This window comes from Glaciecola nitratireducens FR1064, from assembly GCF_000226565.1.
Lineage (GTDB): Bacteria > Pseudomonadota > Gammaproteobacteria > Enterobacterales > Alteromonadaceae > Glaciecola > Glaciecola nitratireducens.
The window spans coordinates 1,811,050-1,823,344 of the sequence record NC_016041.1 but is presented as its reverse complement, the minus strand read 5'-3'; the positions used below and the strand labels follow the sequence as shown (position 1 = coordinate 1,823,344).

The window sequence follows — 12,295 nt, the reverse complement described above, 5'->3', positions numbered from 1 at the left end:
TAAATAAATAACTATAGATTAAACAAGCCCGAGGTTTATCGGTAAACTTTCTCCTATTTACGAGACTGAAGCTAAGCTATGCAATCACTTCAAAGCCCAACAAAGTCATATCATCTTGGTAACTTACAGAAATCGGATTGTCCGCGAGACTCTCAGCACCTTCAATGAATAATAAACCACTGCGATACAGTTTTTCTAATAACTGGTCAATGGGGCAACTCGCAGATTCAGATAGCAAGCTGTTCAATTGTTCACTGCCAAGGTACGTTTTATCTTGCGCCTTCGCCTCAACTAAGGCATCTGTATAGAGCACTACTTTATCGCCCTGCGCGAGTGATATTGTTTTTTGCTCAAACCTTGCCATCGAATCGTCAAATACGCCTAGCAGTGAACAGTTAGTCGTTAGTTCGTGCACCGTCTGGTCGTCTCCCCTAATTAAATAAGCGCAAGGATGGCCAGCCTGACAATAGCTGAACGTTTTACCGACCTCATCAACAACACCATAAAACATTGTTATGAATTTTCCTGGCGGAATTTTTTTGTATAGTGCTTGATTAGTTTTACGTAAGACATCTTCAGGGTTGGAACTATTTTTTGCTGCTTCTTTAAAAACATGAGAAGCCATCAGCGTTAGTAACGCAGCTGAGGCGCCATGCCCTGTGACATCAGCAATCATTACACCAAAGAGATCGGGGTTTATCTGGAATACGTCGTAAAAGTCACCTCCAATATGGGTCATCGGTTCAAATTTCGCATAAAATTTGAGCGATTTACTGTCTGGAAATTTAGTCGGTAATATCGATTGTTGAACAAAACTAGCGTGTGCTAAATCTTGTTCCATTAACGCAAAATTTTCTTTTAATTTTTTATAACTTATAGCAGCAGCTTCTTTCGCTAAAATCTCTGCTGTGACATCTGTTTGCACGCCAACAAAATGCGTTAAACTTTTGTCATCGTCGAAAATAGGCGTCAGTGACAATCTATTCCAAAAAAGCTCACCACTTTTACGATAGTTTTTTAGCAGAACTGTGCAGGGTTTCGCTTGGTCAAGTGCTTGTTTCAACTCACTCAATGGGAGATCATTATCAGGGTCTTTGTGAGGGCCTTGTAAAAAACGGCAGTTTTTTCCTAACACTTCCTGATGCTGATAACCGGTGGTATATTCGAATCCCTCGTTAACAAAAATCAAAGGCCTTTGGGGATCTTTCATATCTGAAATAGTGATGCCCTCTTTCGCCCCATCGATAGCTAATTCCAATAAATTGAGTGTTTCATTTATTGAACGATCTTTGCTCTTCCACATAACAGTATCCTAAAAATAAGAACCCTTATATTGCTCAGGTGCCTATAAGCATAAAATTCGAACATAGCACTTTTAACAAATTGTACCGAGAACTTTTTAACGCAAACTGAATTATTTAGTCATCTTTTTGAGATTTGGCCGATAAATTTGTATATAAGTGATAAAAGTACTTCACACAGGGCGTGACAATGAGAAACAATCAACCAGTTACACAAAAAGAGTATGTATTCAAAGCAGCTGACCGACTCATATCAGGTACAGATGCCAAAGGTAATATCACTTATTGCAATGACGCCTTTGTTGAGGTCAGTGGTTATGCAAAAGAGGAATTGATCGGTCAACCTCACAATATGATCAGGCACCCTGATATGCCCCCAGCAGTATTCAAAGAGATGTGGCAAACCATTTCGTCAGGGCATGTATGGATGGGCTTGGTCAAAAATAGACGTAAAGATGGCGACCACTATTGGGTCAGTGCTTTCGTTACGCCAGTACTCGAAGCCAATAAAGTGGTTGGATATGAATCCGTGAGAGTGCTGCCGCTAAGTGAAGAAAAAGCACGTGCCGAAGCAGCTTATGCAAGAGTGCGAGAAGGCAAGTCGAGCTTATCATTGCTTTATCGCGCGTTAAAAATGCTGAAGTCCCTTTCCCCTATTATTGTTCCTGGGCTTATAGTCACCGCTATCGCTTATGGCATGTCAGGCCTATTAATGAGCGGTGCAGTGCTTGGCGCTACCCTACTTTCTGCGTTATGGATGTCACACCTTCAAAAAGAACAACTACAGGACATTATTAGCATTAGTCCTGATTCCTACTCAGACACGATGGTTGCACAAACGTATTTCGACGATGCAGGAAGCAAAGCACAGGCTAAATTGGTGCTAGCCTGTGAGATAGCTAGAAGCCGAACAGCATTGACGCGTATTGCTGATGCCGCATCAGTATTGGACACAATAGTACAAAATACGCAAAAAGAATCTGAGTCTACCTCTGCAGCTGTAGCACATCAGAGTCACGCAACACAGCAGATTGCGTCGGCCATTACTGAAATGTCAGCGGCTATACAGGAAGTGGCAGGTAACGTTCAAAACAACGCCGTCAGTGCACGGGACGCTCTAGGCAGTGTCGACGATGGCGCGAAATTAGCGGATGATGCCAAGACCGCTATTGATGCTCTAAGCAGCTCCGTGGCTAGCATTGCAGAAACAGTGCGCGAATTGGCAGACTCTACCAACGAAATTGGCCAGGCCGCGAATCTAATTTCCTCCATTGCCGATCAAACGAATTTGCTGGCACTCAACGCGGCTATTGAAGCGGCTCGTGCAGGTGAGCAAGGTCGTGGTTTTAGCGTTGTAGCGGACGAAGTTAGAGCTCTGGCTGGTAAAACTCGGGAATCAACAGACAGAATTCATAAAATTGTAGACGTATTAACGACAAGAGCAATGAGCGCTGTTGGTACATCAGAAAAAGGTGAGAAAGCGGCTCAACACGGAGTTGAAACGGTTAACCATACTAGAAATGCACTTAGCAATATTCGTGATTCTGTGCGAACTATTACCGAATTGACCGAGATGATGTCGTCTGCAGTAGAGGAACAGAGCGCTGTTTCTGAGCATATAAATGAGCAGATAGTAGAAATTGCAGATAATACTTCCTTAACGCAACAGTCCGCCACATCGGCATTGGATGCAAGTCAACGCTTAGCGCAAACGGTGGTAGACCTGCGCTCTATCATTGCTCGTTTTTCATAGGTAAAACATTGAAATTAAGTTAGCAAAGTAGACCATTAGATTATATCGAAATAGCGATAAACGTGTTAATTTTGCAGGCTAGCATTAGCGAAGCCTGCAAATGTTTTTTACTGTTGAATATCGTCACTATTTAACGCACCATAACAAGGAAGTGATAATCGATCGTCTTAATAGAAGAGCTGCACAATGAATAGTGTTGATCATCAAGAATTGGCAAGACTACAAGCACTTACAGAAAGTAATTTGCTAGATACACCTTCAAGTCCAGTATTGAATACATTATTAAAAATTGCGAAAGAAACTTTCTCGGTAAATATAGCCGCTGTATCCCTAATCGATAAGGAAAGGCAATGGTTTAAAGCTAAAGTTGGCATAAATATTTGCGAAACAGCTAGAGAAATATCATTTTGTGATCACACTATCAAACAAGATATAGCAATGATCGTTGAGGACACAAAATTAAGTGAAGTGTTTATCGATAATCCTTTGGTCACTGATTATCCTCATATCCGTTTTTACAGCGGCATACCCATCAGGTCTTCAACCGGCCACAAGTTAGGCGCTTTTTGCTTGATCCATAATGAGCCAAAAATATTTTCAAAAGAAGATGTTGCCCTACAAGCGAAGTTTGCCAGACTTGTTGAAATAGAGCTAGATAACTTAAGTCACACTCACAACGTTAATTCTCCTACAGCTGAACAAGTTAATAAGGCGGTTTTCAGAGCACAACATGTTTTTCTTGATACGGACAATGAAAAATTAACCTTCAACATTTTACTTAATGACTTACTAGAGCTCAGTGAAAGCGACTTTGGCTACATAGGTGAAGTAAAATATAGCGCTGACGAGTCATCAGAGCGCCAATATTTGGAAATGAAAAGCGTTTGCGAGATTACATCGAATGATGAAATCAACGTTCCTTATAATAATGCTGACAAAAATGCATTAAATTTGCGTGATATTGAAGATTTACTCGGATTTTCTTTTACCTCCGGTGAAAACCTTATTATTAATGATTTCAGCGCCGTGGCGGACACAAAAGCGCCAGCCCTTAAAGATATTATGGTTACTTCTTATTGCGCAATTCCGATCCGTTCAAAAAACACGATCATAGGTCAAATAGGTTTGGCCAACCGAAAAAAAGGCTACTCAAAAGCGTTTATAAACACAATCGAGGCAATCACCTATACCGTCGGCGTATTAATTGAACGCTCAAAATTATTACAAGAAAAACAGAACTATACACGCAGACTTTATAATGCAGCGCATATTGATGAAACATCAGGCTTACCTAATAGGCGCTCTTTATCTGATTACCTTGATACAATTGTGAGTGGTTCCAACGGACCCAGTACCTTCTCTATATGCTTTTTAGATTTAGACGGTTTCAAGTTGATAAATGATACCTATGGTCATCATGATGGTGATAAATTACTTTCAATCATAGGTGAAAAACTTGAGCAAGTAACAAGAAAAGAGGATTTTGTTGCGCGCATCAGCGGCGATGAATTCGTGGTTGTTTTGCATCACGCTAGTGTCGAAATATATCAGCGCATTTTGGAAGCAATTAATACCCCATTCCAACTTGAACGAGGTATTGTCAAAGTGTCTGCGAGTATGGGAATTGCTAAATATCCAGACGATGGGTCTGATATGGACCAGTTATTGCGGTATGCAGATCAGGCGATGTACATTGCGAAACACAAGGGAAAAAATCAAGCCGTACACTTTAATGTCAACCTATATCGAGAAGAACAGCGCAAATCAGAAGCGATGACCGAGGTAGCACAAGCACTTATAAATAATGAAATAAAGCCATATTTTCAACCCAAATTCTCAGTTACGAGTAAACAAATATTAGGTTTTGAAATATTGAGTCGATGGGCACATAAAGAAAAGGGTATTCTGTCCCCTGCTTTTTTTCTTCCGAGCATTCAAGAGACGCATGTTCAAGTCGCATTTGACGAATTTATCTTTACTCTAGTACCCGATTTATTAGATAACTTACATAAACTTGATGCGCAATTCACCTTAAACATTAACGTTTCTCCTGAGTACTTTAACAGTGAAGACTTCCTCAGCAGAATAGAAAAAATTGCATGCGAACATCCAAATAAAGTCTCCTACTTGATTCTGGAAATAGTTGAATCAACAGCCCTTGGCGATTTAGATAGCGCAGTTGAACGTTTACATTATTGTAAAAAATTAGGTTACCGTATTTCGTTAGATGACTTTGGTACGAGTTTCTCCTCATTGACATATTTTAGAAGTTTGCCCGCCGACGAAGTTAAAATAGATAGAACATTTATTGCGGATATATTAACCGACCCTCAAGATGTAGCGATAACAAAAGCAATAATAAACATGGCGGCTGCTTTTTGTCGGAATGTTGTTGCTGAAGGTGTTGAGAGTGAAGAACAATTAGCACTGCTCAAAGAGATGGGTTGCCAGACCGCTCAAGGTTACCTCGTAGCGAAGCCAATGCCATTTGATGAAATAGAGAATTTCCTAACTCAACAACAAGAAATTTAAAAATTTCGACTACTAACGAGGTGCTAGTACCTAAGTTTAGTTGAGCAATGATTCTTCGGGAGAGAACATGAGAAATTTGGGTATGCCAAGCTACTCACAAAAACAATGGTTAACTCAATTACAAGGCTCTAAATATGCGGACGGGCCAGTTGATGTTTATAATCAAAATGGTCGCGTTCTTGAGCTTGAGGAGCGAGTAGCAGCACTTCTGAATAAACCTGCATGTCTATTTTTTCCAAAAGGGACGATTGCTCAATTTTGCGCACTCAAGGTATCGGCTGAACAGCGCAGAAATAATAACGTTGTCCTTCACTCAATGTCGCACATGGTTTTAGACGAAGATGACGCTTATCAAACCCTCTTAGGCTTAAAGGGAATTCCGATTGGTGACCACAGCAGTCCATTTAATATGCAAGATATAGCAGCAATCACTGAAAAATTTGCAACGCTTTCTGTTGAATTACCAATCCGCCGTGCTGGATTTAAATTGACTCAGTGGGAACAGTTGGAGGCGATGAGCCAATGGTGTAAAACAAAGCAAATTCATTTCCATATGGATGGAGCTCGATTGTGGGAATCAACGTCACATTACCAAAAATCTGAAGCCGATATTAGTGCATTATTCGACTCCGTTTATGTATCGCTTTACAAAGGCTTGGGTGCTATGGGAGGTGCTGTTCTAGCTGGTGAAACAAATTTCATTGAACAATGCAAAGTTTGGCGAAGTCGATTAGGCGGCAATTCTTTCACCTCTTTTCCCATGGTAATTGGCGCATTGGATGGCCTGGATAATAGACTTAAACGTATACCTGAGTTTGTGCTTCGGGCAAAAAAAATCGCAACGCTCCTTAAAGTCTTCCCTCAATTAGAAGTAAACACTCCACAGACAAACGGTTTTTTTGTTTTTATCGAAGGTGATATTGACGAACTTACTAGAAAAGCCATACAACTAAACGAAGTAATGGGCATCAAGCTTTTTAATCAACTCTCCCCCTTTCCCAAGTCAAAAAAATTAATGATGGAAATTCAAGTTGGTGCCAATCATGAAGCAATCAGTGACCAAGAAATCATCGATTATTTTACGTCGTTATGCAGATAATTTATCGTTCTCTGGTTAATCGAACAGCTTCATTATTGCGTCTTCCCTTCAAATAGTGAATAAAATAAAAAAACGTTCAACGCTTAATGCGAGTTGCCAAGTGCCTTTAGTAAAGTGCATATATCAGCTGAGCTAAGTGGCCGGTAAAAATAGTACCCTTGGAATGCTTCGCATCCCTTGCTCAGCAGGAAATTGAATTGCTCAAGGGTTTCTACGCCCTCAGCAATAGTTTTTAATTCCAAGTTATGCGCAAGACTGATAATTGTTGATACAATTTGCCCATCTTCTTTTAGTGTGTCGCATTCCTCAACGAAAGAACGGTCTATTTTAAGGATATCTATCGGTAATCGTTTCAAATAATTTAAGGATGAATAACCGGTACCAAAATCATCAATAGATAAGCTAATGTTGAGTGTTTTTAATTCCGTCATTACCGTTATGCAGCGCTCAAAATCTGTTAGCAGCACGCCTTCGGTAATTTCTAATTCGATTAGGCTTCCATCAAGTCCACTTCGCTCTAATTCAGCTTGAATAAAACTTACCAAATTGCCTGAAATAAGATGCTTGCCTGAAATATTGATGGATACAGGCAAAAGCTTTAAGTTTTGCTCGCGCCAGACTTGCAACTGCTCAATAGCTTGGTGGATCACCTTCTTATCTAACAAAATGATGCAGTCTGATTCTTCTGCTAAAGGAATAAATTCGCCAGGCATTATCAAGCCTTCTTCAGGATGCAGCCAGCGAACAAGGGCTTCAAAACCGATGATAGAACGTTGCGCATCTATTTTTGGCTGGTAGTTTAAAAAGAACTGATCAGACTCTTGAAGCGCTTGGCGAATCGACTGTTCGAAATTAAATTGTTTGAGTGCCTTGTGCGCCATGTCAGGATGAAAAAATTGAAAGTGGTCTCGTCCCTTCTGCTTTGCGCTATACATAGCAATATCTGCATGTTGAATCAGTTGTTCAGCAGTAATATCTTCATCTATTGCCACCGCTATTCCTATACTAACGGGAATATTAATTTGCCTTCCGGCCAAGTCCATAGGTTCACGCATAACCTTTAAAAATTCCCTGGCTTTGGCGTGAATTAGGGCGATGTTGACATCTCCAGCTATCATTACTACAAACTCATCTCCACCCCAGCGCGCAATAGTGTCAGAGTTTCGCGTCGATTGTGTAAGTCGGTGTGCAACTTCGTTTAGCAATTGGTCTCCAGCTTTGTGACCCAGAGTGTCATTTATCTTCTTAAACTTATCTAGGTCCATAAAAAAAACGGCCACTATACCTTCACTTTTTATCTGATAGCTTAATGTTCTGCTTAAGGTTTGTAGCAGAAATGTCCGGTTATATAGCCCTGTTAGAGGATCACTGTAGGCCAATTGTTTCAGTTTCGTTTGCAGCTTAACCTCTCGTGTTACATCCCTGACATGCCAAGTATATTCATTTCTTAAATCATCGTTAACATTAGTGCTGGTAATCGTAATCTCGGCTGGGAAAAGGTGACCAGAATGCCCCTGCAACCTGAAGGAATTTCGACGGTTGATAAGCAGACCATCAGCAGCTGCAAACTTATGCTCTAGGCTCATTACAAATTTTTGTTGCTGTTCCGTTGGAATAAACAAACTTAGGATGTTTTTACCTGCCACCTGTTGCTTGAGATAGCCGAATGTAAGTTCTGCAGCATGGTTAAACTCGATGATATTACCCTTAAAATCGATAGACAAGATGCTATCCATTGAAGAATCAAGAATGGCACTTTTACGCTTTTCACTGGAACGAAAACGATCGATAGCGCTGTCCCGTTTTCCTATTTCGTCAGTAACACGTTGAATGACATTGTTGTACTGATTAGCAATTTGTCCTACCTCCGTAAAAGGTTCGACAGGGACCGGCTCCGAGAAATTTCCTCTGGTTTCCTGGCTATGCATATTATTCAGTAAGTCGACTAATTCGGTGGACGCTTTGTGCTCACTCACGTTCATGCCTTGCAGTTCATACTCAGCCGACACTCGCAGGGGGTGAATTTTATTAATCACCTTTAATCCAACAAAACCAATCACAAAAGCGTACGCACCAATTGCTGCTATGCCGACTAACTGAGCGAATAATTGTTCAGGTCGGCTTAAACCAGTATCGAGTAAGCTGAGATCTGCAAAGATCGCTACCGCTATGGTCCCCCATATTCCAGCAAATAGGTGCGCTGGCACAACCCCCAACGCATCGTCAATTTTTAGTTTGTTTATCCAAAGCGTACCTGAGACCAAAATAACGCCAGCGATACCACCGATAATCGCAGACGCTTGTGGGCTGACGGCGTGACATGAAGCTGTAATTGCCACTAGCCCAGCGATAACACCATTCATAATAAATGTGACATCTACATATCTATACACATAATAATGAAACGCGGCTGCTGAAATTCCACCCCATGCAGCGGCCAACGTAGTGTTCAATAGGATCCCCGGTACCTGATCGCCAAAGACTAAAGTACTGCCGCCATTGAAACCGAACCAACCAAGCCAAATTAACAATGTGCCTAGAACCGACAAGGGAATATTGCTGCCGATAGGGAAAGGGATGGCTGAATCAAAACGGCCTAAGCGCGGACCAATAATAATAATTGCTGCAAGCGCCACCCAACCGCCGACAGAATGCACCACTGTCGACCCTGCAAAATCGACAAAACCTAAAGCTTGTAGCCAACCTATATTATTTTCATTGTAAAAGGATGCCCATGCCCAGTGACCTGAAATCGGGTAAATAATAGAAGTCAGCAAGATGGTTGCATAAAGATATGCCCGAAAAGACATCCTCTCGGCAACTGCACCAGAGAGGATAGTGGCGGCTGTACCACAAAACATCATTTGAAAAATAAAGAAACTGATTTGGTAAGGTGAATTGTTTGCACCAAAAAAGAGCGTAGACGTACCGATAAAACCGTTAAATGAATCACCGAACATCAAAGCAAAACCGAACAACCAGAATATTATTGCCGCAATAATAAAATCAGAAATATTCTTTGCTGCGACATTAATGCTGTTTTTACTACGAATTTTACCCGTCTCAAGACATAAGAACCCAGCCTGCATCAAAAATACCAACATTGATGATAGTAACAACCAGCCGTAATCCATAAATATTCTTCTGTTTAAGTAACTTATTTAGTGCAATGCATGCAATTTATGTGCACGCTTTTGGGTATTGCGTCTCTTTTATGCCTGAACTAAATAATAAACTTTTCTCTGTTCATGCGCTCAAGGCTTATCTAAAACAAACATTAAAACCCTGGTTAGAGAATATCGAATCATCGTTGCTGATGAAGTTATTACCAGAGTGAAATGTGACTACAACTGCAACTAAAATTCAATTCGAGACTAACGACATACTCGGAATCACACCAAGAGAGCGCTATGACATTTATGATCTGGCTATCAAGAATGGATTAATGTGTTCTAACGAATGCAGAGCCAGAGAGAACTTAGCACCAGGAGAAGCGAGTGATCAATTCTCGCAGACTTGGAACGGTAGCAGTGAGCAAACAACAGAAAGCTAGACGGATTAAATATTATTTTTACACTCAGCCCCTCCCCCCTAAACAAAGACTAGGGGCTTTGAGTATCTATACCGCCGCCTACACTTATTTACACACCGTCACTTCAGAAATCGCAAGAACGGCAAACACAAGGCAATAAAAAGTTATGAACACTGGCAAATCAACAGCAGAAAAGATAATAGCAGGAACATTGAGAAAGGACAGAGAAGCCCCGAATCATAAGCCAGACGAGCATTATCGTTTCCCGGAATGCCCTAAACATTTACAAGGTGAAACAAGGCGCATTTGGTCACAGGTAAAGCGAGAAATGAATCAATACAGCCTTATTACAGGCGCAGACAGCCCTATTTTAGAGCAATATTGTTTTCTTTTATCCAAATTAAGAGCAGATCCGCAAGGCTTCTCAGCTTCGTTACACGGACAATTAAGAGGTATTGCTTCAGATTTGTATTTAACGCCTGAAAGCCGAACTTAACTAAAACTAGAGGTTCGCGATCCAGCAGATGAAATTTTGAAAAAGTATGGTATGTAAAAAAAAAGCACCTACCGAATGGAAGATGCTTTTCAGAAAACTATTAAACTAACTTTTTGAAGCGACGTGCGCCTAAACCAATTAAGCTCAATGCTAGAATGGCTAGTGTTGATGGCTCTGGGACGGCTACACCATTTCCAGTACGTTTTACACCAACATCATCGGTCAAAAATAATTCTCCATCGAATTGCCCACTAACATTGGTATTCCAACCTGCAATTGCCGATAAATCCCATGAGCCCGCTTTTATAGTTAAAATGTCCCCTATTGTCACGCTTATATTATTATTCCAGTACATATACGTGTCAGCAGGAGAGACGTCATTACTTGTAAAACTGAAAGAATCATACATTCCAGCTGCCGCAACACCAGCATCTACTCCGTTAACCAATAAACTGAATGGCCCCGAAAGTATCGATAATCTCCTAATACCCGAAGTCACCGCCCATTCGTCAAAAACCATAATTCGCACTATGCCCGCAGAGGTAACTTCAAACCTGTAATCTGTGGTAAGCTTTAGCACACCAGAACCAGCGGTCACGTCACCACTCAAAATAACTGCGGAATTAGCAAAACCACTCACCGTTAATACCAATCCAGCAAACGCCGCTTTTAACATTTTAAATTTCATTACACTACCTTGTTTTGAACACATCGCCTGCATAATCAGGTTTATTATTATTATTTTAGAGAATTCCAAATTAAATAATTTTATGTAAGCACTAATCAAGCCATGTATTTTTAGCTATAAATAACAACAGATTATGATAATGAAAAACTCTTAGGTAAAAGGTATGTATAGGAACCCGACACTAAACCGCGGGATTATTGTACGATTACGATTCACTAAAATATTAATTAAAACAGAACCTTACTATTTAACATTTAAAACCGCCCCACTAATATCATCAAGCAAGATATAAAGCCGAACAAAGCAAAGTCACCTAATAAGATTGATCTTGCTATTGGATTGATAAACGCGTTTCATGTTTACATGATGGAAGTGCAAGAGCTAAACCTGTATGAAAATCTTGGAATAATTAGTATCTAAAGTAATATGTGCGAAATTGACTAGCTAAAATCTATCGGGGCACAAGTTGGGCACTCGGAATTATTTAGTTTATTGTACTTATCCCAAACAACATATATCATCAAAATTCAGGCAAATTTTATGTGCGACTTTTGATTATTAGGTCTTTATTTTTCTAAAGAAGTGCAATGTAAAATTTGATTTTTTAGCAGTGAAAAATATAGAAAAGTGCAAGTAGTCCCATTTGGCCCCACTTTTATTTAATTCGGATATTGTTAGTAGTCACTAAGGCTGAAAGCCTTTAGATTTGGTACGACTACCCAGACTCGAACTGGGGACCTCTACCATGTCAAGGTAGCGCTCTAACCAACTGAGCTATAGTCGTATCGCTGTAAGCGGCGCGTATAATAACGATGCACATGGGATTGCGCAAGCGCTTTTTCAAAATATTTTCATTTTCAGAAACTAATATAAATTTAGTTGTATTTTAAAAGC

General features: G+C 40.4%; 8 protein-coding genes and 1 tRNA gene. 5 read left to right on the top strand and 4 right to left on the bottom strand.

Going from position 1 to position 12,295, the window contains the following annotated elements; genetic code table 11:
* Positions 1–76: 76 nt before the first annotated feature.
* Positions 77–1,303 carry a PP2C family protein-serine/threonine phosphatase gene (locus GNIT_RS07840; RefSeq protein ID WP_014108641.1) on the bottom strand — a complete coding sequence of 409 codons (1,227 nt, stop codon included), beginning with the start codon at positions 1,301–1,303 and terminating at the stop codon, positions 77–79.
* Positions 1,304–1,491: 188 nt separating this feature from the next.
* On the opposite strand from GNIT_RS07840, the gene GNIT_RS07835 reads away from it, so the two are divergent.
* From GNIT_RS07835 to GNIT_RS07825, 3 genes are all read left to right on the top strand, one after another.
* Positions 1,492–3,054 carry a methyl-accepting chemotaxis protein gene (locus GNIT_RS07835; protein WP_014108640.1) on the top strand — a complete coding sequence of 521 codons (1,563 nt, stop codon included), beginning with the start codon at positions 1,492–1,494 and terminating at the stop codon, positions 3,052–3,054.
* 186 nt (positions 3,055–3,240) lie between these two features.
* Positions 3,241–5,586, top strand: coding sequence for a sensor domain-containing phosphodiesterase (locus GNIT_RS07830; protein ID WP_014108639.1), 2,346 nt, complete (start codon positions 3,241–3,243; stop codon positions 5,584–5,586).
* 67 nt (positions 5,587–5,653) lie between these two features.
* On the top strand, positions 5,654–6,685 hold the full coding sequence (locus GNIT_RS07825; protein ID WP_014108638.1) for a threonine aldolase family protein: 1,032 nt from the start codon (positions 5,654–5,656) through the stop codon (positions 6,683–6,685).
* An 83-nt stretch (positions 6,686–6,768) separates the two neighbouring features.
* Here the strand turns inward: GNIT_RS07825 and amt are convergent, their stop codons facing one another.
* Entirely contained in the window at positions 6,769–9,819 is a 3,051-nt protein-coding gene (amt, locus tag GNIT_RS07820; RefSeq protein ID WP_014108637.1) for an ammonium transporter, read from the bottom strand.
* Positions 9,820–10,025: 206 nt separating this feature from the next.
* Here amt and GNIT_RS18095 point away from each other — a divergent pair, with 206 nt between their 5' ends.
* Together GNIT_RS18095 and GNIT_RS07815 are read left to right on the top strand one after the other, a co-directional pair.
* Complete coding sequence (locus GNIT_RS18095; protein ID WP_148261700.1) at positions 10,026–10,238, top strand: phage portal protein; 213 nt, start codon at positions 10,026–10,028, stop codon at positions 10,236–10,238.
* Between the two features lie 145 nt (positions 10,239–10,383).
* On the top strand, positions 10,384–10,713 hold the full coding sequence (locus tag GNIT_RS07815) for a hypothetical protein (RefSeq protein WP_014108635.1): 330 nt from the start codon (positions 10,384–10,386) through the stop codon (positions 10,711–10,713).
* Between the two features lie 100 nt (positions 10,714–10,813).
* Here the strand turns inward: GNIT_RS07815 and GNIT_RS07810 are convergent, their stop codons facing one another.
* Both GNIT_RS07810 and GNIT_RS07805 read right to left on the bottom strand, forming a co-directional pair.
* Complete coding sequence (locus tag GNIT_RS07810; RefSeq protein ID WP_014108634.1) at positions 10,814–11,401, bottom strand: PEP-CTERM sorting domain-containing protein; 588 nt, start codon at positions 11,399–11,401, stop codon at positions 10,814–10,816.
* 707 nt (positions 11,402–12,108) lie between these two features.
* Positions 12,109–12,185, bottom strand: a tRNA-Val gene (locus tag GNIT_RS07805).
* Positions 12,186–12,295 lie beyond the last annotated feature (110 nt).

Bases quoted from the DNA above. Each gene is read 5' to 3' on its own strand.
- GNIT_RS07835 (WP_014108640.1), top strand. From the start codon at position 1,492: ATGAGAAACAATCAACCAGTTACACAAAAAGAGTATGTATTCAAAGCA.
- GNIT_RS07815 (WP_014108635.1), top strand. From the start codon at position 10,384: ATGAACACTGGCAAATCAACAGCAGAAAAGATAATAGCAGGAACATTG.
- GNIT_RS07825 (WP_014108638.1), top strand. From the start codon at position 5,654: ATGAGAAATTTGGGTATGCCAAGCTACTCACAAAAACAATGGTTAACT.
- GNIT_RS07810 (WP_014108634.1), bottom strand. From the start codon at position 11,401: ATGAAATTTAAAATGTTAAAAGCGGCGTTTGCTGGATTGGTATTAACG.
- GNIT_RS07840 (WP_014108641.1), bottom strand. From the start codon at position 1,303: ATGTGGAAGAGCAAAGATCGTTCAATAAATGAAACACTCAATTTATTG.
- amt (WP_014108637.1), bottom strand. From the start codon at position 9,819: ATGGATTACGGCTGGTTGTTACTATCATCAATGTTGGTATTTTTGATG.
- GNIT_RS07830 (WP_014108639.1), top strand. From the start codon at position 3,241: ATGAATAGTGTTGATCATCAAGAATTGGCAAGACTACAAGCACTTACA.